Source organism: Streptococcus oralis subsp. dentisani (assembly GCF_002096335.1).
Lineage (GTDB): Bacteria > Bacillota > Bacilli > Lactobacillales > Streptococcaceae > Streptococcus > Streptococcus oralis_Z.
In genome coordinates this window covers 213,652-236,554 of sequence record NZ_NCUW01000030.1, presented here as the reverse complement: position 1 = coordinate 236,554, position 22,903 = coordinate 213,652, and the positions used below count along the sequence as shown (strand labels likewise).

The window sequence follows — 22,903 nt, the reverse complement described above, 5'->3', positions numbered from 1 at the left end:
TTTATACCTCTTTTACTATTAATTGATCATATAAAGCTTGATAGTTGGCCATATTGACATGACCTGTCATCTTTTCTTGGGCATTGAGCATACCAAGGACATTGGCCTTGATGAGGAGTTCTTGATCAGATTCCTTATGAAGAAGACCTGATGAAATACCTGCAACAGTAGAATCTCCAGATCCAACTGGATTAACTACTTGAATTCTCGGAATATCTACCTTGTAGAAAGTATCACCATGTTTTGCAAAAGCACCATTTGCACCAAGTGAAACGATAATCCATTCAATCCCTGCAAATAGAGACTCTTGAAGAACTTCCTTTAATTCATCCAAATCCTCAGAAACTTCTCTTCCAAGAAGTTGAGACAATTCTTCATTATTTGGTTTGATTACTGTTGGTTTGTGTGGTGATTCAAGAACTGCCTGAAGGGCAGCACCTGAGCAGTCCAGAACAACTGGTTTTCCTGCGCGATTAGCAAGTTCTACCAAGTTCGCATAATAGTCAACTGGAAGACCTGCTGGCAGACTACCGGAGATGGCTACTACTTCTACAGTGTCAAGAAGATTCTCGAAATGAATCAAGAAATCTTGCCCTTCTTGTTCCAAAACTTCTGGTCCTTTTTCAAGGATTTCTGTTTGGTTGTCTCCGTGGAGAATAGCGATACAGTTACGAGTCTCTCCTTGAATGGAGAAGAAATGTTTACTGACCTTATCATCGATATGTTCTACCAAAAACTCACCAAGTTTGCCACCGACCAGACCAGTAGCAGCAACAGAATCACCAAACTCTGAAAGAACTCGCGTAACATTGAGCCCTTTACCACCAGCTGTCTTGGTCACATCCACCACACGGTTGATAGTATCAATTTTCAATTCATCCAAAGGATAAGAAATATCAATGGATGGATTCATTGTGACTGTTAAAATCATGCGTCACCTCTTAGTCGTGGTATTCACCACGATCCCATTTTTCAAGGAATTCTGTAAAGAAGTTTGCATCTGCTTGATGAGCATTGTGAGTCTCAACGTGTTCAATTTTTGCAATCAATTTTTTGTTTTCTTCTGATGGTTTGTATTCAGCATTGATGAAAGCTTCAATGATATCGCACATAAGCAATTCACCAGTAATCTTACCACCAAATCCGATAACGTTGGCATTGAGTTCTTCTTTAGCATAAAGTGCTGTTGTCATATCACGAACCAAGGCAGAGCGTACACCTGGAACTTTGTTAACAGCGTTATTGATACCAACACCAGTACCACAGATACATACCCCAAGATCAGCTTGTCCGCTAACAACTGCTTCCCCTACTTTTTTACCAAAAATTGGATAGTGTGTTCGAGCATGATCGTAAGTACCAAAGTCAATGACTTCATGTCCTTTTGATTTCAAAAATTCTGAAACCGCCATTTTTTCATCTGTTACGATGTGGTCACATCCAATTGCAATTCTCATTTTTATCTTACCTTTCTTACTATAATCTAATTAGCACATTTTGTTCAACATGTCGACACGAATTTGGTGACGGCCACCGTCGTATTTACCATTAACAAAACCTTTAGCAATATTTTTAGCCAATTCATCACCAACAAGTTGTGCACCCATAGTGATCATGCGTGAGTTGTTGTGTCCACGAGTCATATAGGCTGAACGTTCATCTGAAACTTCTGCAGCAACCATTCCTTTGATTTTAGTTGCGACCATGAATGGACCAGCACCATAAGCATCAATCACGATACCAAGGTTTTGTTCTTCTTTGTTTACTTCTGCAGCAACAGCAAGAGTCACATCGACAAAGTCTTGGCCTTCTGCTGTAACATCCACTACTTGGAAGTTTTCTTTTTCTAGGAAGTCTTTCACAACCTCTTTCAATCTCAAACCTGCAGCATCTGCACCGATAACAATAGACATATTGTTTACTCCTTTTTATTTTTCTAGGCCAGTAAAGACTTTTATAGCTAGCAGTATACTTACAAAAGGCTTTCTAGCAGTTTATTAACAAATTAAATTGAATGAGATGAATAACACCTTATCCAAGTCCAGGAAATCAGTTTCCTAGAGCTAATATTTCTCTATCAAAGAGAATATAACAAATGATTGTTTGTCTCAAACATCATTTGTTGTTTACAAACATAATATACTCCTATTTTTATAAAAAGTCAACACTTATTGTTTGTTTTTGTGTTTTATTTTTTAGTTTAAAAGATTTCGATATCAAAACCAATCTGATCTACTTGGCCTGGTTCTAGGAGACGAACATTCTTCTTATCTTCCAGATGATCTCCTTCTTCAAGTGAAGTTGACAAGCCAGACCATGGTTCAAAGGCAATGAAAGGCCCCTTATTTAAGGTTGACCAGATGATGAGATTTGAAAACTCTTGGAAGTTTACTTTCAATCCTTTCTCATGTTTGCGAGAACGAAGCGCGATCGTTCTGGATTGCAACTCATCCAAAGTCACTGCATCAACACGAAACAGATCGTAACTGAGCTCCACTTCCTTTTGAGCCTTCAACCATAGACTTCTATCCTGTAAATCTAACATTCCTGTTTCTGGGAATGGACGCGGAACAGAGCAAGTCTCTTCTTTCTCAAACTCTAAATAGTAATCTTCATAAGTTTCGCCATCCAGCAGAGGGCAATTAAATCCTGGATGACCTCCGATAAAGTATGGCATGACTTTGCTAGTTTCTTTATTGAGAATCTTGTATTGGGTACGAACTGTCTTGCCAGTCACTAGATAAGTGATTTCAAGACGAAAATGATAAGGATAGTTTTGATAGCTATTCTCATCATCTTCGATAGCAAAGGTTACACTATTTTCTGTTTGATTAACTAATTCAAATTCTTTTTTACGAACCAAACCATGTCTAGGAATAGCTCCTTTCGTCTCCGTTCCATCTGCGTGACTGTAGAAGACTGTATCTTCTCTTAAAGAACCACAGATTGGAAAGAGTACTGGAGCTTGTCCGCTCCAGTAAGTGGGATTTCCTTGCCACAGATACTCAATGCCATCTCGATCCTTGATCGATGACAAGGCGCCACCCAAGGTTTTAAATTGAACCGTTAACTGGTCTGATTTTACTTCAATTACCATTATATCTCCAACTATTTTTAGATTCAAGATAAAAAACTAGGTTGCCACTCCCAACGTCGGAAATTGACAACCTAGTTTTCACAATTTACATTTTATAGGAGCGAATTATTTAGCATTTGCTGCGTATTCTTCGTTACGTTTGATCATTTGTTTTCTATACCAAGCAAAGATACCCACATAGAATACAAGGAAAGCTGCTGCACCAAGGATTGCTTTGATATCGCCTGTTGTAGCATTACCGATTGCCCAACCAAATAGTTTTTCAATTGGTCCTTCAAGAGTTGAGTGAGTGATCAATTGAGTTTGGCTCACACCTTCTGGGAAGGCACCTACACCTTTAGCAAGTTCAGTTGCAAATGGAGCGATAAGTGTACCTGAAAGAAGGAAGAGTGGCAACAAGAGTGTTCCGAAGATGATCATACGGAGCAATTTACCACGAGTAACAACCAAGAGAGCTGGAGTTACACCCATAGCGATGATACCTGCAAGTGGCAAGATACCATTTCCGACATTTGAAAGAAGCACTGCTTCTACTAGCATGATTGGAGCAAGTACGTTGGCACAAGCCCAGATTTCAGCACGACCAGCGATGAAAGGCCAGTCAAGACCGATGTTAAATTTACGTCCTTGAAGACGTTTAGTAGCAACGTTTGTAATACCTTGTGAAAGTGGTTCTACAGCAGCAATGAACCATGAACCGATAAGTGAGAAGAGCTCCAAGCAGACACCGGCAGTCAAACCAAGGCTCAACCAACCTTTAATAACAAGTTCCCATTTATCAGCTCCTTCTACACCAGCAACTGGATGTGGAGTTCCCATCAAACCAATAACGATACCAAGGATGAAACCGATGAAGAATTTAGATCCCCAGAAACCGATTTTCTTGTTCAATTTTGCAGCATCAAAGTCATATTTATCAAGACCTGGCAATACTTTATCGAAGATCTTATCCAAGACCATGATAACTGGGTTCATCATGTAGTTCATGTGAGTTGAAGTCATTGGTGACGAACTTGGTGCGTTAAGAAGATCATCGAAAGTTGGTTTCATCAAGTCAGAGTTGATGATTTTCAAAACACCTACAAGGACAACTGCAGCAGTCGCGATGAAGAGTGAAACCCCTTGGCTAACTCCATTGTTGTCTGCGTACCATTTGATCAAAAGACCAGTGATTGACAAGTGCCAGATATCGAAGATATCGACATCAAGCGTGTCCGTTTTCTTCATTGCAAGCATCACAACGTTGACAATCAACATCACAAGCAAGAAGTAAAGTGTCCAGGCAGATCCCCAAGTGATTGTAGCAAGTGGTGCCCAACCAACGTCAGTGATGTTCAACTGAATACCTGTGTTTTCAACGAATTTCGCAAGTGATGCTGAGAAAGCTCCGTTGAGCATACCGATGATAGCACCGATACCAGTAAGGGCGATGGCAAGTTTAATACCACCTTCAAGCGCTTTGGAGAATTTCACTCCAAATAGTAGGGCCAATACTGTCAAGATGATCAGCATGATGATAGGACCACCCATTTCCAAGACTGGCTTGAAAATCTTATTGGCTAGTTCGATAATGACGTCCATAATAGTTCCTCCCTTTATTTTTATGGAATCTTACAAAATAATAATTAACTTAGTCCGTGTTCTTTGATAGCTGCCTCAATATTGTCAAATACTGGAGCGCTCATTGCTGGAATACGGAACAAGATTGGTCCAGCTTCAATCACTGGAATCCCTGGTTCAAAACCAAGGTCAGTTGCAGCGATTGGTGTGAAGATATCATAGCCTTTCATAAGATCTTCATTCACATCTTTTACCATAACTGCATCGCAGTGAACATCGTACCCGCGGTTTGCGAGTTCTTCTTCAAGAGCACTTTTGATTTGGTGACTTGAGTTTACACCTGCACCGCAGGCAGCGAGAATTTTAATCATTAGGATTTCCTCCAATTTATATTTTTATTTAATAAACAAAGTTAAGCTGTTGCTTCAGCGATATAAGCATAAAGTTTTTCTGGTTCAGAAATTTTTGATAAATCTTCCAGATGGCCATTTCCTGTGAAAAAGTCCATCAACTGAGCAAGAATATTTGTTTGACTCGAACTTGAATTGTTAATGATAAAGAAGAGTAGAGATACTTCCACTTCTCTATCAGGAGCAATCATATTGTGAAAAGTTACTGGTTTTTCTAATCGAACAACCACCACTTTCTCAGCTAGATTATGAACAATATCTGTATGAGGAATCGCTACATTTGGCAAGTCCTTCCCTAGAAATTCCATATCTAAGCCAGTTGGAAATGACTTTTCACGCGTGATCAAGGCTTCACGATAAGTTGGAGTCACTATTTCTCGTTCTTCCAACAGGGTTGCTACCTGGTCAAAGAGTTGTTCTTGATTATCCGCTTCTAAGCAAAACACGAGGTCTTTGTCAAAGAAATGATCTAATCCCATAACAGTTTCCCTTCTTTCAATTAACTTTTACGTTATAAGTATAACACTATATGAAACCGTTGTCAATACTTTTTGTTTTATTTTGTTTCTTTTTTTGTTTTGTTTTAAGAATACAATCAATACCAAACACTCCTTAATTTCAACTACAAAAAAAAAGAAGGTCCAATCCTTCTTCTCTTTCCTTAATTAATAGTAGATAAAATTTCTTCTAGCTTTTGATAGTCCTTAACGCTATCAATTTCATAGATGCTGTTGCCTTCTAATTCTTCGACATACACATCTAACTCTTTGATATTATCTTTAACCATGTTATCCCAATAGAGGTCAACAAATTCGCCGCTTGCATAGGCTTTGTCAATAAAGCCAACAATCTTTTCTGCGGTTGGAGCATCCCAGAATGATACACCACTCAAAATACGGCCAGCTTTGCTATCAACAATGATGTCTTGAACCTTATAGTCATCACCGTAAACCAAGAACCATTCATTTTCACAATCTTCACGATACACACTGAAGTAAGTAGATCGGTCGATATCATTGCGGAACATGTTCTTGAAAAGATAATTGTCCGCATCAATGACATAGCTGTTAGCTAAATCTTCTTTTACAAGGTAAAGTGAGTAAAAGTTATTGTAATCGGCATACTTGTCGTTAAAAACTAAACGAACACCATATTTTTCTTTTAGGTAGTCGAATTGTTCTTTGAGGTAGCCAACAACAATGATAATCTCATCAATTCCTCGCTCTCTTAAAAATTCAATTTGGTATTCTACCAAAGGTTTCTGGTTTACCTTAACCAAGGCTTTGGGGGTGTTTTCAGTCATAGGGCGCAAACGAGTTCCCAACCCCGCTGCCAAGATGATTGCTTTCACGCTATTCTCCTTTATTCTTTGATAATAATATAAACACCAGCCATGACAACAAGTGATGTAATAATGGTCACCATATCGAGAGGTGTTCCTAAAAGCATTGCTGAGAACAATACTGTCCAGACGACATAGCTTACGTTCAAACCAGTTGCTTTTGCAGGTTGTAAACGGTTGATAGCAATGTAATAAGCAAAATAAGAAATCATATTACATGCTGCAAAGACTAACATCAAGCCGAGTAATTGTCCACCTGCTACTTCTGCAAATGAATGATGAGAAAAGAGCACAATCACAAGATAAGACAAGAATGAAGTTACTTGGCGGATTAATAGTGCTTCAATTTCGCTTAGATCACTTTCCATGGCGTAGGAACTAAGAACACTTTCACTTCCCCAGGCAATGGCACAAACTAATGCACAAAGAATTCCGATATAAAAAGAATTAACCTGCTCAACTTTGTATGTCTGGGCAATAATACCAGCGATAATCAACAAAATACCAAAGACAGTATTCTTAGATACCTTGTGTTTCAAAATGAAAAATGCTAGTAAAACAGAAACTGCTGGATAGATAGCTGATACTGAAGACGCAAGAGAACTACCGATATACTTAACCGCATAAAGATTGGCCTGCATGCCAATAGGTCCAGCTAGCAAGGCACCGATAATAACACTGACATTTCGGATATTTAGGAAAATTGAAAAACGAACTTTTCCTTCTTTTACCAAAAGAAAAGCTAACAAGATAAAGATACTCAAGAAATCATGTGCAGCAGCCACTACAAAAGGCGAAAGATTTGTAAAAATCGAAAAGATATAAGAACTGATAGTCAGACCTAGCCCCCAGAAGATACCTGAGAGCAGACCAAAAGAAACACCATTTTTATTCTTCATCCGAACCTCCATAGTAGGTCAAACCGTCAACAGCTCTTTGGTAACGACCCACACCATAATCTCCAAAGTCAGCACCTTGAGCTTCTTTGTACACTGTCCACAAACTCCAGATAGTATCTTGCAAAATTTTATAGATTCGAATCTTTTCACGAGATACTGGAGTTTTGTCACTCTCATAGTAGGTTAGGAAATCTTCTTCTTCCTGATTTGTAAATTCAGATTCCAAAAAGAGAGCTGCCAAATCCCACATTGGGTCATTCATGGAAGAGTACTCCCAGTCAATCAAATACATGCGTCCTTGGGGAGACTCGATAAAGTTTTCTGGAACCAAATCGATATGGCAAGACTTTCTGTCAACACCTAAGTCAGCCAATCTTTTCTCTAACGAAAATACATCTTTTCTCACAGCTTCATAATTGGCGTAAGGGACATTCCCCTCAATCAGGGCTTCGTATTTTTTGATTTCCTCAAAAGGTGCAAATTCCCCTCTTAGTTCTTTACCTGATGCATGAATGGTCTGTAGAATCGGTGCAATCTTTTCAAACTTGGTCTTAATTGAAGTGGAATCAAGCGTTGTTGCAGATTCAATGTACTCATTTACCTTGATTCCTGACTCAATATCAAAAAGATAATTCTTGACATCAAGATTTAAATCTTTCAACAATTCAAGATTGTATTTTTCATCTTGACGATTGATGAGCTTTTCAGTCCCTTTTCCGAAAAATTTAACAATATAGGGTTTAGAAGTTGTTTTAACCAAATAATTCTGATTGGTCATGCCCCCTAGTTGTTCAACACTGAGGACTTCCTCTTCCTCAGATAGCAAGGAAGAGATTTTTTCTTTGATGAGTTTCTCCACAATTTACCTCCATCTTCTACACTTCCCACTTGAACACTGTTTTAAAAGCAGTATTTAGGTCTGTAGCAAAGACTCGGTGAATGTCCTTTATTTCTCTCACTGGTTCTTCAATATAAAGGATATTTTTCAGACGATTCGCAAACTTTTTAACTTCCATCATCTGTATTGCATTTTCAAAATCAATCCGTCCTGATCGTGACGAACCAACCAATAATAAACCTTTTTCTAAAGCATCTCGTGTATTGATATTGACCTTGTACTCGCTCACTCCCATCATGAGAATCGTACCTTGAGGGCGAATGTAACGAATCAAGTCATTGATAGCAGGTCCTGTTCCATCGCCACCACAACATTCAAATCCATGATCAAAGGTCAGATCCTCAGGAATATTATCCGTGATGTAGCACTCTTTTGCAAAAGAGAAGAGCTCCAATTTTTCCCAATGGCGACCAATCACGATAATCTCTGCTTCTGGTAGAGTGTAATTGATAATATTGGCAACCACAAAGGCCAAACTACCATCTCCGATAACTGCGATACGCTCTCGTTTGCTGTGGGCGAGATTCAAGAAACGATCCATAGCATGCATACCCACACTCACAAACTCGGTAATGGCTGCAACTGTGTCCTCAATGTCATTATAAGACACAACACGATCTTTTGGAAGAGAGACAAATTCTCTCATAAAGCCATCATAACCACTAGATAGGAAGTAGGTTCCTGTCATGTAGTTCTCGTAGAACTCCTTGTCACTCTGCATAGGCGGTTGATTTGGGACCATAACTACCTTTTGACCGATTTCATAAGTCCCAGTTGGATCTGAAATAACAGTTCCACAAGACTCGTGAATCATAGCCATAGGAAGCTTTTTAGCCAATATCTTAGGATCACGTTTCCCTTGATAGTAACGTTGATCCGCATGACAGACCGCCATATAATTTGGACGAATCAGGATATGATTTTCCTGATCAATGTCCTCTTCTTGGTATTTTACATTAATAAACTTTGGTTTGGTCAGTTGATAAATTTGATTAATCATAGCCTTAGTCTTTCTCAATCATACTTTTCGCGATTTTCAAGTCTGTCACAGTCGTGATTTTAAGGTTTGAATATTCCCCTTTAGCTAGGGCAACGTCTTTCCCTTTGATAACAAAAATCTTACATGCATCTGTCAGGATTTCCTTTTCTTGATCAGATAGGGATCCATACAAGTCCATGAAATCCTTGCATCGGAAGGTTTGAGGTGTTTGACCTTGGTAGAGGTGAGCACGATTTGGAATATCAGTGATGAACTGACCATTGGTACTTTCAACAATGGTATCAACCGCTTCTACTACTGTGTCAACTGCATCATGATTTTGGGCGAGTTTGATATTGTCCTGAATCATTCGAAGTGTAATAAATGGACGAACAGAGTCGTGGGTAATCACGATGTCTTCTGGAGAAATCGGACGGTAGGCATCAATGGCTTCTATAATCTTCTCGATACTGCTATTACGATCAGCACCACCCTTGGTAATGATGATACGATCCTTATGGAGAGAAAAATACTTGTCAATCAAGTCCTCAGCGTGTGAAACCCAATCTCCATGAACTCCAACTACAATTTTTTCAATACTTGGCTCCAAGACAAATTTTTCAATTGTGTGGATCAAAATAGGACGATCACCCAACTCCAAGAATTGTTTTGGTAAATTACTGATTCCCATGCGTGTGCCAGTTCCTCCGGCTAGAATTCCTGCATAGATCATATATATTCTCCTTTGTTTATTCTTAAAAACTCATTACTATCTATTATATCACAATCTGCCCTTATCATGAAGAAAAGATAGAACCCCATTTAGTCGAACCAACTCACTATTTTGGTCAAAAAGTGAACAATGTCCAAATGAATTTGAAAAAATCATAACAAATTTAAAAATAAAATTAGGTTATCCTCTACATTATCTATTTAACGTTCGGTTAACATAGAGTTTTTCAGAATATAATACAAACCTTAAAGTTATTTTTAAAAATACAAAAAAACTAGAAATCCATAAATTTCTTAAACTAGGAATTAATAAATCCTTTTTTACTCATAACATCAAGCCTAGTCCATTGAAGCACAAAATCGAATAAACTTGAAAAGAGCATAGAAAAGTCAACCGAAATCAATTCATTTTATTTTTTATAAACAGTATAAATGTCCGCAATCTCTCACTTGAAGTCAGCCGTAAACTAGAGATATGATTTACAAGGCATAGCCATTCTTCATTTGCTTTAGTGTAAAGTATTTGGGAAATTGACAGCGTAGTAAAAACATGCTATAATTTACTGTGTATTAAAAGAGGAGAATACTGATTTCTACAGGGATTGCTAATAGAACTTAGCAGCTTGATATGCCTTATAGATAGAAATGGTTTCTTTCAAATGAATTTGAAAGAAAAATAGCCTAGAAAATGAAGTGATTGCTTTTAAAATGAGGGAGGGATGAAAACAACAAAATCAGTATCCTGACCTACATCACTTCACTTTCAAGAGTAAATATCAGCCTATGATTTAAAGAACTAAATTCTTTTGTAGCTTAGGTATTAAAAGCTCTCCTTTATTAAACACACAGAAGATACCACTCTATACGATATATGTTTGAAGGTGGTTACTTTGCTCAAGAAAAACGATATCAGAGGATGAAATTCCCTGACCAAGAAAGGAACCTAGAAACTATTATGATGAACATGCAAAATATGATGAAGCAAGCCCAAAAACTTAAAAAAGACATGGATATTGCTCAAGCAGAATTAGCTGCAACAGAATTTACTGGAAAATCTAGCCAAGATTTAGTCATTGCAACTCTAACTGGTGATAAAAAAGTTGTTAAGATTGAATTTAAACCTGAAGTTGTTGATCCAGAAGACTTGGATACTCTATCTGATTTGACTAGTCAAGCTATCAATCATGCCATTGATCAAATTAATGAAACTGCTAAACAAAAATTAAGTGCTTTTTCAGGCGGATTGTCTTTCTAGTTCTATTGACTTTTAGCATTTATAACTATTTGTTAATTGTATCAAAGTTACACCCTATAATAAAAAGGAGAGGTTCGTTCCTCTCCTTTTTATTATTTCAGTCCATAATTTCAATCCACATATTGTAAACTGAAATTCAAACACTTTTCTACTTATCTATTTTTATATTAGGTCTCAACTACTATAAATGACTAGTTTAGAAATTAAAGAACTCCGTTGCTTTTTTTAGTAGTAGTTCCGTATACTCAGGATCATCTTGCGCCGTTGTTACTTGCAACTGAACCATTTCAAGATCATCCGTAATCATCCCATCAGCTCCGAGCTGAACGGCTTTATCAAAAGACTCAGAACCATTCACAGTCCATACGTAAAGCTTTTGTTCTGTATACCAAAGTTTAGTGACAAAATATTCATCCAATGTTGAATACTCCATGGTATAGCCAGTTGCCTTGGTTTTTGGGAAAATACTATTATAAGGCATAATAAAGTAGGACGGAATCTCAGGATCATAATTCAAAACCTTATCAATCACCTGGTAATCAAGGGATTGAATCTGGTGTCCATATTTCTTGATGGTCGTCCCATACTTTTCAAGGAAATGTTCCATCATTTGAGGACTGTCTTTTTTACTGGTTTTGATTTCAATCAACAATCTTTGATGAAGTTCATTCGCGCGATTGAGATAGTCATCAAAACTAGATATCTTGGTTCGATAGCCATTTTCAGAAATATCTAACCCTTTCAACTCCTCCAAAGTCAAGTCTTGAGGACTGGCATTGATACCTGCTAAGTTCTTAAGATTAGCGTCATGCATCATCACAAACTGACCATCTTTGGTCTCCTGTACATCCATTTCAATCAAATCTGGTTTCAGTTGCGCTGTTTTTTCCAAAGACTGTACAGTGTTTTGTACACCATTTTTATTTGAAACGCCCCTATGTGAAATGACTAAAGGGATATTTGTCACAGGAGCTTCCAGATAGATATAACCTTCCAGCGCAAAAAAGATACTAGCACAGCCCATAACTCCCCATCTCATCAGATGGTCTTTTTTTCTTCTTGGCATAATCTCCAGTTCCTCACCTGTCAAAAAGGAGACAAACTTAACAAGGAAATAGGTCAACGCCATATAGTGGATATTTTTTATCAGGACAAAGTTGATAACTCCAAGAATCAGTGATTCTTTCTGTGTTAAATTGTCAATTACAATCTGTCCCAATAGCAAGGGAGTCAAGAGGAGAAAGAAAAAGAGATAGGTTTTAATAATAATGAGTAGTAAGTTCCAAGCATAAAAGAGAACTTGTTTTTTTGTCTTTTGCAGACTAAATTTTACTCCCTCTCTCACAGTCTTCTTTTCAAAGAGAATCTTTGGAAGGACAAACATGAGTCGGACAGACACATAGAGCAAAATCCAAGCAGATGCAAAAATCATCAAACCTACTAACCAGTGCTTGTCTTCCAGATAAGTTACGATAAAGTCTGGAATAACGATTTTATTTAAGTAATAAATTTTTAAAATTTTCCTGATGAAAGGAAAGAGCATGGCTACGTAGAAGAATATAAAGGCCATCTTACAGAAGCTCAAGCGTTTCATGAACAGAAAACTTTGCTGGAAAACTTTGCGACTGTACTCAATCAAGGTTCTCTTTTCGTGGTAGAGAAGGTGACGCGCCCCAATAAAGAGGAGGCAAATCTGGAAATAGGCCACCAAAAGATTGATTACAATCAAGACGAGAAAGGCCAGACTGATTAAAGGAGAACTCGTGATAATGGCAAAAATATTATTATAAGAAATAAACAAATAGCCCGTCTGACTTAGTAAAAGACCAGCAAGAAAAGAATTGAGAGGTAACCACAAATATTCCACCATCATGAAAATTAAGAAAAAGAGGAAGAGAACTTTATCTAGGTTGAGGTAAATTTTCCTAAAACCTAGTTTTTTAGGTTTTTCAGGTTTCATAAGCACTCCTAGTCTAGAAATTGAGATAAGTCTAGCCCACCAAAGGGATTCATGGATAGATTGCTCTGTTCTTTCAATAATAGCTTTCCTTCATCCGATTCTAAAAAGGCTTCGTAAACACGCGCTGTCATGCGGGCATCTTCTAAACTATTATGCGATTGACCTTTAAAGCCTAAAAAATTCGCTACAGTTTGCAGTTTGAGGTTGGCAATGCCGTGTAGGTCAGAACTACGGCGTTCAAAAGCCTCATCATATAGGTCAACCTTATACTGGTCACGATAATCAATACCATGCTCCATGAGAATAGGCAAATCACTCTTGGCTGCATTGTAGCCAACAATGGGTAAGGTGCCTACAAATCCCTGAAAGTCCTGTAAAACTTGTTCTACTTTTGGCGCATCTTTCAAGGTTTCAGCTGTAATTCCTGTCAAACCATTGATAAAACTCTTTAAAGGTACGCTGGTATGGACATAAGAATCAAAGGCATCTATTTCATGACCATCTTGAAAATGAACTGCTGATACCTGAATTAAATGGGTAACCCCTTCGTGTTGATTGAATTCTAAGTCAAAGGCGATATAGTCTCTTAATTTTTCCATCTTTTACCTCAATTCCGACTCAATTTAAACTATAAATAATAAAAGAAGCTATTAGGTTAGTGAATAACCCAAACAGCTTCTTTATTTTCCTCCAAACAGGCGAGCAAAAAAGCCTCTTTTGGTTGCTTGGACTTCTTCTTTTGCTTGGTCCAACTCTAGTTTCAAGCTTTCTTGATCCTTCATAGCTTGAAGAGTTAACTGTTGCTGTTGATCCAATTGTTTGTCCTTTTCAGCAATCTGGCGGTCTTTGATGCGCATCTGCTCATCTTTTTCTGCCAGCTGCTGGTCCTTGGCCTTGAGTTGCTCGTACAATCGAAGAATTTCAGCATTTTTCTCATCGACCAAGATTTCCATCAGTTCACGTTGTTTGACATCATCACTGACTGGTTCATCTTCAAAAATCGTTTTTTTATAGATTTCTTCTAGCTTGATTAAGCCACTTCGAGTAACTACTGTTACACCTTTGTCATTTTTTTTCGTGTCCTCTTCGGGAAGTTCTTTGACACGATTGTTGATTGCCTGACGAGATAGGCCTAAGACCTCTGCAATCTCACTGACGGTCATTTCAATACTCATAATATCCTCTGAAACGTTTTCTAGCTTTTCTTTATTTAAATCTTATCATAAGCTAGATAAACTGTCAAATTTCCGCTTAATTCAAGGCCTTTAAAAAGGCTAGTAAGACTTGGGCAGAACGACGTCCTGCTTCTATAATAAACTCATCAAATGAAATAGAGGCCTCGTGATTGGCATTGTCACTCATAGCGCGAATGACTAGGAAAGGTAGGTCAAGAGCCTGAGCCGCTTGAGCAATGGCTGCCCCTTCCATTTCAACTGCTAAAACAGCTGGAAAGTGGGACTTGATACTAGCAATCTTGTCTTCTCCAGCTATAAAACTGTCCCCTGTAGCAATCAAGCCTAGGTGCCAGGTCTGGTCTAACTGAGATAAATTTGTTTGAATCCTAGTGATAAAGTTCTTATCGGATTCAAAGTAAAGGGGTTGACCAGCCATCTGACCATAAGCATAGCCAAATGCAGTAACGTCCACATCATGATAAGCCAGTTTATCCGCAATCACTACATCGCCAACGGCAATCCCTTCTGCAAGAGCACCTGCTGATCCTGTATTGATAATGGCTTCTACCTGAAAATGGTCAGCTAGAACAGCCACACTCATAGCCGACATAACCTTCCCAATCCCACTCTGAACCAGGACAACTTCTGTCTTGCCAATAGTACCAGTATAGTAGGTGTTTCCCAAGACCTGGACTTCTTGGGTTTTGTCCAAATTCTGAGTCAGATGTAGGAGCTCTTCTGGCATGGCAGCAATGATTCCAATTTTCATTTCATATCCTTTCAATTACAAGAGTTTCATTGCCAACACTAACAAAACTAAGAGTAGAATGACTGCAAACAAGATGCGATTGAGTTTTGAATTAAAAATATTTCTCTTGGTGTTTTCAATACGACGACTCTTATGAATCGTTGGCTCTACTTCGATCGTTAAGGTATCTTGACTAAAACCATGATCTCTAGAACGTGAATTCCCAAAATGTTGTGAAGCAGTTGGTAGGATCTTAGTTTCCTCATCATCTTGAAGAGGTGCCCCTGAGATTTTCTCACCGCGGTTAGCACGTTCAATTATTTCATCTGTTAATAAAGGTTTTCCCATGGGTTGCTCCTCTATTTCTTTTGTAGTTCCCAGTACTGGATTGCCATGATAGTCTTGGCATCACAGATATGACCTGACTGGATCAGGTTCTTGGCCTCCTCTAGACTCACTTCTAGAACTTCCAAGGTTTCATCATCGTCTTGCGGACGAGGATTTTCTACCTTCGTCAAATCACTTGCAAGGTAGAGTTTCAATTTTTCATTACAAAAACCAATTGCAGAATAGAAATCGTATAAGAGTTCTAACTTAGCTGTGTAGGCAACCTCTTCTTCCAATTCACGAAGAGCCGCTGCCATTGGATCTGCATTTTCACCAACTTCAAGTTTTCCAGCGGGAATCTCATAAGAGACAGCCTCGATGGCCTTCCGATATTGCTTAACGAGGATAATTTTATCCTCAGCTGTCACGGCTAGAACACAAACGGCTCCATTGTGGAAAATCAAGTCACGTTGAGCAGTGCCTTTTCCTTCTGGTAGTTCCACCTGATCTTGCACCAGTTTAAAAATAGGACCTTGATAGATTTCTTTTCGACTAAGCGTTTTTTCTTCAAATTCCATAATCGACTCCTACTGGTTCTTCGGATGATGAGGCAAGCGTGTTGCGTACTCATCTTTGTTTACTTGTCGTCCACGACCAATCGCAATGGCATCAGCAGGAACATTCTTAGTAATGGTTGAACCAGCACCAACGAGAGAATTATCCCCAAGTTCTACAGGGGCGATGATGGTTGAGTTTGATCCAACAAAGACATTGTTGCCAATGATAGTCTTGTGCTTGTTTTTCCCGTCATAGTTTACTGTAATCGTACCTGCGCCAAAGTTAACATGGCTACCCACTTCACAGTTTCCGATATAGGTCAAATGACCAGCCTTGGTATTTTCACCGATAGAAGATCCTTTTACTTCTACGAAGTTTCCAATATGAACTTGGGGAGCTAGACTTGAACCTGGACGGATGTGGGCATAAGGACCGACAGTCACGCCGTCTGCAACTGTACTTTCCTCTATCATAGAGTTTGTAATCACGGCTCTAGATCCGATAGAGCTATCCACGATATAAGTCCCATTTGTTAAAATAGTCTCCGCCCCAATCTTCGTTTGACCTTTCAAGGTAACGTTGGCTTCGATTTGGACTTCAGGAGCAATCTCAACATCAACGTCAATATAAGTCGCTTCTGGATTGACAAAGCTGACACCATTCACCATGTGAACGTGATTGATACGGCGACGCATCACTGCTTCTGCAGTCGCAAGAGCTACACGGTCATTTACCCCAAGACTTTCATCAAAGTCTTTCACAGTATAGGCACCAACCTTCTCACCAGCTTCACGGAAGATACCAATCACATCGGTAATATAGTATTCTCCTTGGGCATTGTTGGTGTTGATATTTTTAAGGGCTTCAAAAAGACGTTGGTTATCAAAAACGTAAGTTCCTGTATTGATTTCCTTGATTTGTTTTTCAAAATCCGAGGCATCTTTTTGCTCAACAATACGAAGAACTTCCGCATTATCGTTGCGGACAATTCGACCGTATCCAAAAGGATTTGCCGCTTCAGCTGTCAGGATAGTCGCAACATTCTTGTGATTGATATGGAAATCCAAGAGATTTTTTAAGCTTTCACCTGTAATCAGAGGTGTATCACCAGCGATAACCAAGGTGTGACCTGTCAGGCCTTCTAAGATTGGCTCTGCCATCATGACAGCATGACCAGTTCCTAACTGTTCTGACTGGGTAACAAAGTCTGTCTGTCCAGCCAAGACTTGCTCAACTAACTCGGCTTTGTGCCCCACTACGGTAACTGTCTTTTCAGGTTGAATAGCATCAACACTACGAAAAACGTGTTCCAACATTGAAATTCCTGCTACTTTATGAAGTACCTTAGGAAGATCTGATTTCATGCGAGTACCTTTACCCGCTGCTAAAATAATGGCATAATTTGACATACTATTCTCTTTTCTCTAGAAATTCCCTTATATTATACCATAATTTAAGTTGTGAGGAGTAATCAAATAGGAAAAAGCAGTAAGACATCCTGCTATCCCTCGTTTCTCAAGTGTTTTCTTTGATTTTTTTTAGATTTTACGATAAACTAAATAGGTATGAGAAAACAGATTCATCCTGCTATTATTTTTAGTTTATTTGGAATTTTTATAGCAATTTTACTCCTCAACAAACCAAGTTTTGAGGACCATCCTATCAAAACTAAGCCAAATACTCTTCAAGTTGAAACACAAGCCTTGCATAATCTTGACAAACCGATTATCGACGTCTCTGGTTGGCAAAGGCCTGAGGAGATCAACTACGATACCTTATCTCAAAACATTTCTGGTGTTATCGTTCGCGTGCACAATGGGGCTCAGCATACTGAAACAAATAATGCTGCCTTTATCAATGGTGTAGATAAAGCCTATCAAAATCACATAGCAGAATTTCAAAAACGCAATGTCCCTGTGGGTGTTTATGCTTACGTAGCTGGAAAAAGTAAAGAAGATATGGAAAAGGCTGCTGAAGTCTTCTATAATGCTGCTTCTCCCTACAATCCTAGCTACTACTGGTTGGACGTTGAAGAAAAAACAATGTCCGATATGAATGAAGGTGTTGAAGCCTTTCGTGCTAAACTGGAATCTTTAGGTGCTAAAAACATCGGCATCTACATTGGGGTTTACTTTATGCAAGAACATAGTATCAATACAGATAAGTTTACTGCTATTTGGATTCCTTCCTATGGAACTGACTCTGGTTATTTTGAAACTAAGCCAAATACTGATCTGGACTACGATCTCCACCAGTACACATCTAAAGGAAGAATTGCTGGATTTGAACATCATTTGGACATCAATTTGATTTCTACAGCTAAAGAGAAGGAAGAAACCTTCAGAAAACTATTTTTAAGACCATAAGACAAGTGAAAATAACAAACTTTTTCACTTGTTTTTTCATTTTCTCCCCGTCTGTGTTATAATTGATAGCATAGAGAAGAATTTTATGAAATTGAGGATTTTATTATGTTTTCATGGATTGCACGAGTTATTAAAGGAATCGTCATCGCCCTAGGATTTATCTTGCCCGGTATTTCTGGAGGAGTTCTGGCTGCAATATTAGGTATCTACGAGCGAATGATCGGCTTTCTAGCTCATCCTTTTAAGGATTTTAAATCAAATATCCTTTACTTTATCCCAGTAGCTATCGGGATGCTACTAGGTATTGGGCTATTTTCGTATCCAATCGAGTATTTACTAGAAAATTACCAAGTCTATGTTTTATGGAGTTTTGCTGGAGCTATCATTGGTACAGTTCCTAGCCTCCTTAAAGAATCTAATCGAGAGTCTGATCGTGATAAGATTGACCTAGTTTGGTTCTGGGCTACCTTTATCCTTTCAGGTGTCGGGCTCTATGCGCTAAACTTTGTTGTTGGTTCACTCAGTGCCAGTTTCGCTAGTTTCATCTTAGCGGGTGCTCTTTTAGCTCTGGGTGTCTTGGTTCCTGGTTTAAGTCCGTCAAATCTCCTCTTGATTTTGGGACTGTACGCTCCTATGCTGACTGGTTTTAAAACCTTTGATTTATTTGGCACCTTCCTTCCTATCGGCATTGGTGCAGGGGCAACCCTCATTATCTTTTCAAAATTGATGGATCATGCCTTGAACAACTACCACTCCCGTGTTTATCACTTTATCATTGGGATTGTGCTGTCGAGCACTCTCTTAATTTTGATTCCAAATGCTGGAAATGCTGAAAGTATCCAATACACTGGACTTTCCATTGTGAGCTATGTTCTCGTTGCCTTCTTCTTTGCGCTTGGTATCTGGCTTGGTATCTGGATGAGTCAGTTGGAGGATAAGTATAAATAATGGCAAAGAAAGTCAAGAATAAAAAAACCTTGGTCGAACAAATCTTAACCAAGGCCGGTATTGACCATATCGGTATTCAAATCAATGCACTTGAAGGAGAACTTCCTCCTGAATACGGCAGAAACCAAATCTTTAAAACCTTGGCTCTTTTGGGAGACAAGACAGGACCGATTATTGGAATTGTTCCCATAACAGAACACCTCGCCGAGAAAAAACTAGCAAAGGTTTCTGGCAATAAAAAAGTGACCATGATTCCACAGAAAGACTTAGAAAAAACGACAGGCTATATTCATGGTGCAAATAACCCAATCGGCATTCGCCAAAAACACAATTATCCAATTTTTATTGATCAGACTGCTTTGGATTTAGACCAAATGATTGTCTCTGCTGGGGAAGTCGGACATAGTATCATCATACTCCCTCGAGACTTGGCCAGCTTTGTAAAAGCCGATTTTGCTGATATCTTGGAGGAAAGTAAGTAATGAAACTCTATTTTGTCCGTCACGGTCGCACCCTCTGGAATCTTGAAGGACGTTTTCAAGGCGCTAGTGGCGACTCGCCCCTTCTTTCAGAATCCATTGACATCTTAAAGCAACTTGGTCAGTATCTCAAGGAAATACCCTTTGATATGATTTATTCAAGTGATTTGCCCAGAGCGGTCAAATCTGCTGAAATTATCCAAAGTCAACTCCAGACCCCCTGTCCTTTAGAAAGTATTCCAGACCTACGTGAATGGCAACTTGGGAAACTTGAAGGTTTAAAAATCGCAACTCTCAATTCCATTTATCCACAACAAATCAAGGCCTTTCGCTCCAATCTGGCTCAGTTTGATACGAGGATGTTTGAAGCGGAATCCCTTTACAGTACTACGAAGCGGACCATTCAGTTTATCAAATCTCTGAAAGGAAGTCCGGCTGAAAACATTCTAATCGTCGGTCATGGTGCAAATCTCACTGCTAGCCTACGTACACTTCTAGGTTATAAAGAGGCTCACCTTCACAAAGATGGGGGCTTGGCCAATGCTAGTTTGACGATTTTGGACACTGAGGATTTTGAATCCTTCACTCTCGAAAGATGGAATGACACTTCCTATCAAGAAAAATAATGAAACTTGATCCCATCGGTCAAGTTCTTTTTAGTTTTTAAAGAATATCCGTGAATTTCTCTGCTATTTATGATAAAATGGGAGTATCGTAAAAAATGACTCATCGTATTCAATTTTGAGTAAAATTAGGAGGAACCCATGTCTATAGAACATATGGAAGAACTAAATGACCAGCAGATCGTTCGCCGTGAAAAAATGGCTGCGCTCCGTGAGCAAGGAATTGATCCCTTCGGAAAACGTTTTGAACGTACTGCTAACTCACAAGAACTTAAAGATAAATTTGCGGAACTTGATAAAGAACAATTACATGAATTAAATGAAACTGCTACTATCGCTGGACGTTTAGTAACTAAACGTGGTAAAGGGAAAGTTGGCTTTGCCCATCTTCAAGACCGAGAAGGTCAAATCCAAATCTACGTTCGTAAAGATGAAGTCGGTGAAGAAAACTACGAAATCTTCAAAAAGGCTGACCTCGGTGACTTCCTTGGTGTCGAAGGTGAAGTGATGCGTACAGATATGGGAGAGCTCTCTATCAAGGCCACACACATAACGCACTTGTCTAAAGCGCTTCGTCCGCTTCCTGAAAAATTCCACGGTTTGACTGACGTTGAAACAATTTACCGTAAACGTTACCTTGACTTGATTTCTAACCGTGAAAGCTTTGAACGTTTTGTCACTCGTTCAAAAATCATCTCTGAAATCCGTCGTTATCTTGATCAAAAAGGTTTCCTTGAAGTGGAAACACCTGTTCTTCACAACGAAGCTGGTGGTGCTGCTGCTCGTCCATTTATCACTCACCACAATGCCCAAAACATTGACATGGTACTTCGTATCGCGACCGAGCTTCACTTGAAACGTCTTATCGTTGGTGGTATGGAACGTGTCTATGAAATTGGCCGTATCTTCCGTAACGAAGGAATGGACGCTACTCACAACCCTGAATTCACTTCTATCGAAGTTTACCAAGCTTATGCAGACTTCCAAGATATCATGGACTTGACTGAAGGTATTATCCAACACGCTGCTAAGGCAGTCAAAGGTGATGGCCCAGTTAACTATCAAGGTACTGAAATCAAGATCAATGAACCATTTAAACGTGTTCACATGGTGGATGCTATCAAGGAAATTACTGGTGTAGATTTCTGGCAAGACATGACCTTCGAGGAAGCTAAAGCTATCGCTGCTGAGAAGAAAGTTCCAGTTGAAAAACATTACACTGAAGTCGGTCACATTATCAACGCCTTCTTTGAAGAATTTGTCGAAGAAACATTGATCCAACCAACCTTTGTCTATGGACATCCAGTAGCTGTGTCTCCACTCGCTAAGAAAAATCCTGAAGACGAACGCTTTACTGACCGCTTTGAGCTCTTCATCATGACCAAGGAATACGGTAATGCCTTTACCGAGTTGAACGACCCAATCGACCAACTTAGCCGTTTTGAAGCCCAAGCAAAAGCTAAAGAACTTGGTGACGACGAAGCAACAGGTATCGACTACGATTACATCGAGGCCCTTGAATATGGTATGCCACCAACAGGTGGTTTGGGAATCGGTATTGACCGTCTCTGCATGCTCCTCACTGATACAACCACTATCCGTGACGTTCTACTCTTCCCAACAATGAAATAAACTCTTATCCTCTGGCTCTTGTCAGAGGATATTTAATACTAAAAGAGACTGAGGAAAAACTCAATCTCTTTTTCTTATTCTTGATTTTTCACCTGACTGGTTGCTACATCTTCTCCAAACCATTTTTGACTGATTTCCTGGAACTTTCCTTCTTTGTATAGTGCAACAAAGGCTTGGTTCAAAGCAGCCAACAAAGTTTTATCAGCAGGTCTTACACCGACTGCAAAAGCTTCACTTTCAAATCCAGCTGAAAAGACATTGTAGTCATTTAATATTCCTTCAGACTGGAGGTAGTAATTGGCATAGACACGGTCAATCAACAAGGCATCAATCCGATCATTTTTCAAATCAATCAAAGCTTCGTTGAAACTTTGGTATTGATTGGCCTTCTGATCTTTTACCTGATTTTTTAGCAAATCTGACTGCGCTTCAAAGTTCAAATAGCCAGAAGATCCAGCCTGAGCTCCCAAAACCTTGTTATTCATATCTTTGATTGACTGGATGTTCTGAGATTTTTTAGAAACTAAAACTTGTTGATTTTCCATATAAGGAATGGTAAAGGCAACCTTCTCTCTCCGTTCATCTGTCGCAGAATAACCATTCCAGATGGCATCAATGGTACCATTTTGTAGTTCGGTTTCTTTCATATCCCAGTCGATGGGTTGAAAATTCACCTGAATTCCAAGTTTTTCAGAGACAGCTTGAGCTAGATCAATATCAAAACCTGCATACTGGCCATTCTTTTCTTCGAATCCCATGGGAACGAAGGTATTGTCAAATCCAATGGTAATGCCACCCTGTTCTTGGTATTTGAACCAATTATCCTGCTTCGGATCACTGACCTTTTGCGTACAAGCAGTCAGGAAGAAGCTAAAGAACAAAGCAAGTACTAGGGCAATTTTCTTTCTCTTCATA

General features: G+C 39.0%; 26 protein-coding genes. 6 read left to right on the top strand and 20 right to left on the bottom strand.

The features are described 5' to 3' along the window. Position 1 precedes the first annotated feature (1 nt). From B7709_RS07640 to B7709_RS07585, 12 genes are all read right to left on the bottom strand, one after another. A complete protein-coding gene (locus B7709_RS07640) occupies positions 2 to 931 on the bottom strand; it encodes a tagatose-6-phosphate kinase (protein ID WP_084972315.1) in 930 nt (309 codons plus the stop codon). A 10-nt stretch (positions 932 to 941) separates the two neighbouring features. After that, the gene (gene lacB, locus B7709_RS07635; RefSeq protein ID WP_001216905.1) at positions 942 to 1,457 is read right to left on the bottom strand and encodes a galactose-6-phosphate isomerase subunit LacB; all 516 of its coding nucleotides are present in this window, start codon (positions 1,455 to 1,457) and stop codon (positions 942 to 944) included. A gap of 30 nt (positions 1,458 to 1,487) precedes the next feature. Then, positions 1,488 to 1,913, bottom strand: a complete 426-nt coding sequence (gene lacA / locus B7709_RS07630; protein WP_061452607.1) for a galactose-6-phosphate isomerase subunit LacA — start codon at positions 1,911 to 1,913, stop codon at positions 1,488 to 1,490. 287 nt (positions 1,914 to 2,200) lie between these two features. Next, positions 2,201 to 3,097: an aldose 1-epimerase family protein gene (locus tag B7709_RS07625; protein WP_084972314.1), complete on the bottom strand. Its 897-nt coding sequence runs from the start codon at positions 3,095 to 3,097 to the stop codon at positions 2,201 to 2,203. A gap of 105 nt (positions 3,098 to 3,202) precedes the next feature. Next, on the bottom strand, positions 3,203 to 4,678 hold the full coding sequence (locus B7709_RS07620) for a PTS galactitol transporter subunit IIC (RefSeq protein ID WP_000382509.1): 1,476 nt from the start codon (positions 4,676 to 4,678) through the stop codon (positions 3,203 to 3,205). Positions 4,679 to 4,722: 44 nt separating this feature from the next. After that, positions 4,723 to 5,028, bottom strand: a complete 306-nt coding sequence (locus tag B7709_RS07615; protein WP_038805326.1) for a PTS sugar transporter subunit IIB — start codon at positions 5,026 to 5,028, stop codon at positions 4,723 to 4,725. A 41-nt stretch (positions 5,029 to 5,069) separates the two neighbouring features. Continuing rightward, positions 5,070 to 5,546, bottom strand: coding sequence for a PTS sugar transporter subunit IIA (locus tag B7709_RS07610; RefSeq protein WP_061453571.1), 477 nt, complete (start codon positions 5,544 to 5,546; stop codon positions 5,070 to 5,072). A gap of 182 nt (positions 5,547 to 5,728) precedes the next feature. Next, on the bottom strand, positions 5,729 to 6,418 hold the full coding sequence (locus tag B7709_RS07605) for a sugar phosphate nucleotidyltransferase (protein WP_084972313.1): 690 nt from the start codon (positions 6,416 to 6,418) through the stop codon (positions 5,729 to 5,731). A gap of 11 nt (positions 6,419 to 6,429) precedes the next feature. Further along, positions 6,430 to 7,308, bottom strand: a complete 879-nt coding sequence (locus tag B7709_RS07600; protein ID WP_084972312.1) for a DMT family transporter — start codon at positions 7,306 to 7,308, stop codon at positions 6,430 to 6,432. Next, a complete protein-coding gene (locus tag B7709_RS07595; RefSeq protein ID WP_084972311.1) occupies positions 7,298 to 8,167 on the bottom strand; it encodes a phosphotransferase family protein in 870 nt (289 codons plus the stop codon). The genes B7709_RS07600 and B7709_RS07595 overlap by 11 nt, the downstream gene beginning before the upstream one ends. A gap of 16 nt (positions 8,168 to 8,183) precedes the next feature. After that, complete coding sequence (locus B7709_RS07590; RefSeq protein ID WP_084972310.1) at positions 8,184 to 9,206, bottom strand: ribitol-5-phosphate dehydrogenase; 1,023 nt, start codon at positions 9,204 to 9,206, stop codon at positions 8,184 to 8,186. A gap of 4 nt (positions 9,207 to 9,210) precedes the next feature. Beyond that, on the bottom strand, positions 9,211 to 9,918 hold the full coding sequence (locus B7709_RS07585; RefSeq protein ID WP_084972309.1) for an IspD/TarI family cytidylyltransferase: 708 nt from the start codon (positions 9,916 to 9,918) through the stop codon (positions 9,211 to 9,213). A 954-nt stretch (positions 9,919 to 10,872) separates the two neighbouring features. On the opposite strand from B7709_RS07585, the gene B7709_RS07580 reads away from it, so the two are divergent. Then, complete coding sequence (locus B7709_RS07580) at positions 10,873 to 11,172, top strand: YbaB/EbfC family nucleoid-associated protein (protein ID WP_061453840.1); 300 nt, start codon at positions 10,873 to 10,875, stop codon at positions 11,170 to 11,172. A 196-nt stretch (positions 11,173 to 11,368) separates the two neighbouring features. Here B7709_RS07580 and B7709_RS07575 read toward each other — a convergent pair whose 3' ends face one another. From B7709_RS07575 to glmU, 7 genes are all read right to left on the bottom strand, one after another. Beyond that, positions 11,369 to 13,132 (bottom strand): glycerophosphoryl diester phosphodiesterase membrane domain-containing protein, encoded by a 1,764-nt coding sequence (locus B7709_RS07575; protein ID WP_084972308.1) that lies wholly within the window; start codon positions 13,130 to 13,132, stop codon positions 11,369 to 11,371. A gap of 8 nt (positions 13,133 to 13,140) precedes the next feature. Further along, a complete protein-coding gene (locus tag B7709_RS07570) occupies positions 13,141 to 13,731 on the bottom strand; it encodes a 3'-5' exonuclease (RefSeq protein ID WP_084972307.1) in 591 nt (196 codons plus the stop codon). An 81-nt stretch (positions 13,732 to 13,812) separates the two neighbouring features. Further along, the gene (rocS, locus tag B7709_RS07565) at positions 13,813 to 14,307 is read right to left on the bottom strand and encodes a chromosome segregation protein RocS (RefSeq protein WP_061453567.1); all 495 of its coding nucleotides are present in this window, start codon (positions 14,305 to 14,307) and stop codon (positions 13,813 to 13,815) included. Positions 14,308 to 14,383: 76 nt separating this feature from the next. Continuing rightward, complete coding sequence (locus B7709_RS07560) at positions 14,384 to 15,076, bottom strand: 5'-methylthioadenosine/adenosylhomocysteine nucleosidase (RefSeq protein WP_084972306.1); 693 nt, start codon at positions 15,074 to 15,076, stop codon at positions 14,384 to 14,386. A 15-nt stretch (positions 15,077 to 15,091) separates the two neighbouring features. Beyond that, positions 15,092 to 15,403, bottom strand: coding sequence for a cell wall synthase accessory phosphoprotein MacP (gene macP, locus B7709_RS07555; RefSeq protein WP_084972305.1), 312 nt, complete (start codon positions 15,401 to 15,403; stop codon positions 15,092 to 15,094). Between the two features lie 11 nt (positions 15,404 to 15,414). Further along, the gene (locus tag B7709_RS07550; RefSeq protein ID WP_084972304.1) at positions 15,415 to 15,960 is read right to left on the bottom strand and encodes an NUDIX hydrolase; all 546 of its coding nucleotides are present in this window, start codon (positions 15,958 to 15,960) and stop codon (positions 15,415 to 15,417) included. A gap of 9 nt (positions 15,961 to 15,969) precedes the next feature. Next, entirely contained in the window at positions 15,970 to 17,349 is a 1,380-nt protein-coding gene (gene glmU, locus B7709_RS07545; RefSeq protein WP_084972303.1) for a bifunctional UDP-N-acetylglucosamine diphosphorylase/glucosamine-1-phosphate N-acetyltransferase GlmU, read from the bottom strand. Positions 17,350 to 17,505: 156 nt separating this feature from the next. Here glmU and B7709_RS07540 point away from each other — a divergent pair, with 156 nt between their 5' ends. From B7709_RS07540 to lysS, 5 genes are all read left to right on the top strand, one after another. Further along, a complete protein-coding gene (locus B7709_RS07540) occupies positions 17,506 to 18,306 on the top strand; it encodes a glycoside hydrolase family 25 protein (RefSeq protein WP_084972302.1) in 801 nt (266 codons plus the stop codon). A gap of 105 nt (positions 18,307 to 18,411) precedes the next feature. Continuing rightward, positions 18,412 to 19,254 (top strand): DUF368 domain-containing protein, encoded by an 843-nt coding sequence (locus B7709_RS07535; RefSeq protein WP_084972301.1) that lies wholly within the window; start codon positions 18,412 to 18,414, stop codon positions 19,252 to 19,254. Then, the gene (locus B7709_RS07530; protein ID WP_061453562.1) at positions 19,254 to 19,736 is read left to right on the top strand and encodes an aminoacyl-tRNA deacylase; all 483 of its coding nucleotides are present in this window, start codon (positions 19,254 to 19,256) and stop codon (positions 19,734 to 19,736) included. The genes B7709_RS07535 and B7709_RS07530 overlap by 1 nt, the downstream gene beginning before the upstream one ends. After that, positions 19,736 to 20,359 (top strand): histidine phosphatase family protein, encoded by a 624-nt coding sequence (locus B7709_RS07525; RefSeq protein ID WP_084972300.1) that lies wholly within the window; start codon positions 19,736 to 19,738, stop codon positions 20,357 to 20,359. Before B7709_RS07530 ends, B7709_RS07525 begins: the two co-directional genes overlap by 1 nt. A gap of 138 nt (positions 20,360 to 20,497) precedes the next feature. After that, positions 20,498 to 21,988 carry a lysine--tRNA ligase gene (gene lysS, locus B7709_RS07520; RefSeq protein ID WP_084972299.1) on the top strand — a complete coding sequence of 497 codons (1,491 nt, stop codon included), beginning with the start codon at positions 20,498 to 20,500 and terminating at the stop codon, positions 21,986 to 21,988. 74 nt (positions 21,989 to 22,062) lie between these two features. Here the strand turns inward: lysS and B7709_RS07515 are convergent, their stop codons facing one another. Next, entirely contained in the window at positions 22,063 to 22,902 is an 840-nt protein-coding gene (locus B7709_RS07515) for an amino acid ABC transporter substrate-binding protein (protein ID WP_084972298.1), read from the bottom strand. Between the last annotated feature and the right edge of the window lies 1 nt (position 22,903).

Excerpts from the sequence above, each read along its gene's own strand:
- B7709_RS07640 (WP_084972315.1), bottom strand. The coding sequence starts at position 931 with ATGATTTTAACAGTCACAATGAATCCATCCATTGATATTTCTTATCCT.
- lacB (WP_001216905.1), bottom strand. The coding sequence starts at position 1,457 with ATGAGAATTGCAATTGGATGTGACCACATCGTAACAGATGAAAAAATG.
- lacA (WP_061452607.1), bottom strand. The coding sequence starts at position 1,913 with ATGTCTATTGTTATCGGTGCAGATGCTGCAGGTTTGAGATTGAAAGAG.
- B7709_RS07625 (WP_084972314.1), bottom strand. The coding sequence starts at position 3,097 with ATGGTAATTGAAGTAAAATCAGACCAGTTAACGGTTCAATTTAAAACC.
- B7709_RS07620 (WP_000382509.1), bottom strand. The coding sequence starts at position 4,678 with ATGGACGTCATTATCGAACTAGCCAATAAGATTTTCAAGCCAGTCTTG.
- B7709_RS07615 (WP_038805326.1), bottom strand. The coding sequence starts at position 5,028 with ATGATTAAAATTCTCGCTGCCTGCGGTGCAGGTGTAAACTCAAGTCAC.
- B7709_RS07610 (WP_061453571.1), bottom strand. The coding sequence starts at position 5,546 with ATGGGATTAGATCATTTCTTTGACAAAGACCTCGTGTTTTGCTTAGAA.
- B7709_RS07600 (WP_084972312.1), bottom strand. The coding sequence starts at position 7,308 with ATGAAGAATAAAAATGGTGTTTCTTTTGGTCTGCTCTCAGGTATCTTC.
- B7709_RS07590 (WP_084972310.1), bottom strand. The coding sequence starts at position 9,206 with ATGATTAATCAAATTTATCAACTGACCAAACCAAAGTTTATTAATGTA.
- B7709_RS07585 (WP_084972309.1), bottom strand. The coding sequence starts at position 9,918 with ATGATCTATGCAGGAATTCTAGCCGGAGGAACTGGCACACGCATGGGA.
- B7709_RS07580 (WP_061453840.1), top strand. The coding sequence starts at position 10,873 with ATGATGAACATGCAAAATATGATGAAGCAAGCCCAAAAACTTAAAAAA.
- B7709_RS07575 (WP_084972308.1), bottom strand. The coding sequence starts at position 13,132 with ATGAAACCTGAAAAACCTAAAAAACTAGGTTTTAGGAAAATTTACCTC.
- B7709_RS07570 (WP_084972307.1), bottom strand. The coding sequence starts at position 13,731 with ATGGAAAAATTAAGAGACTATATCGCCTTTGACTTAGAATTCAATCAA.
- rocS (WP_061453567.1), bottom strand. The coding sequence starts at position 14,307 with ATGAGTATTGAAATGACCGTCAGTGAGATTGCAGAGGTCTTAGGCCTA.
- B7709_RS07560 (WP_084972306.1), bottom strand. The coding sequence starts at position 15,076 with ATGAAAATTGGAATCATTGCTGCCATGCCAGAAGAGCTCCTACATCTG.
- macP (WP_084972305.1), bottom strand. The coding sequence starts at position 15,403 with ATGGGAAAACCTTTATTAACAGATGAAATAATTGAACGTGCTAACCGC.
- B7709_RS07550 (WP_084972304.1), bottom strand. The coding sequence starts at position 15,960 with ATGGAATTTGAAGAAAAAACGCTTAGTCGAAAAGAAATCTATCAAGGT.
- glmU (WP_084972303.1), bottom strand. The coding sequence starts at position 17,349 with ATGTCAAATTATGCCATTATTTTAGCAGCGGGTAAAGGTACTCGCATG.
- B7709_RS07540 (WP_084972302.1), top strand. The coding sequence starts at position 17,506 with ATGAGAAAACAGATTCATCCTGCTATTATTTTTAGTTTATTTGGAATT.
- B7709_RS07535 (WP_084972301.1), top strand. The coding sequence starts at position 18,412 with ATGTTTTCATGGATTGCACGAGTTATTAAAGGAATCGTCATCGCCCTA.
- B7709_RS07530 (WP_061453562.1), top strand. The coding sequence starts at position 19,254 with ATGGCAAAGAAAGTCAAGAATAAAAAAACCTTGGTCGAACAAATCTTA.
- B7709_RS07525 (WP_084972300.1), top strand. The coding sequence starts at position 19,736 with ATGAAACTCTATTTTGTCCGTCACGGTCGCACCCTCTGGAATCTTGAA.
- lysS (WP_084972299.1), top strand. The coding sequence starts at position 20,498 with ATGTCTATAGAACATATGGAAGAACTAAATGACCAGCAGATCGTTCGC.
- B7709_RS07515 (WP_084972298.1), bottom strand. The coding sequence starts at position 22,902 with ATGAAGAGAAAGAAAATTGCCCTAGTACTTGCTTTGTTCTTTAGCTTC.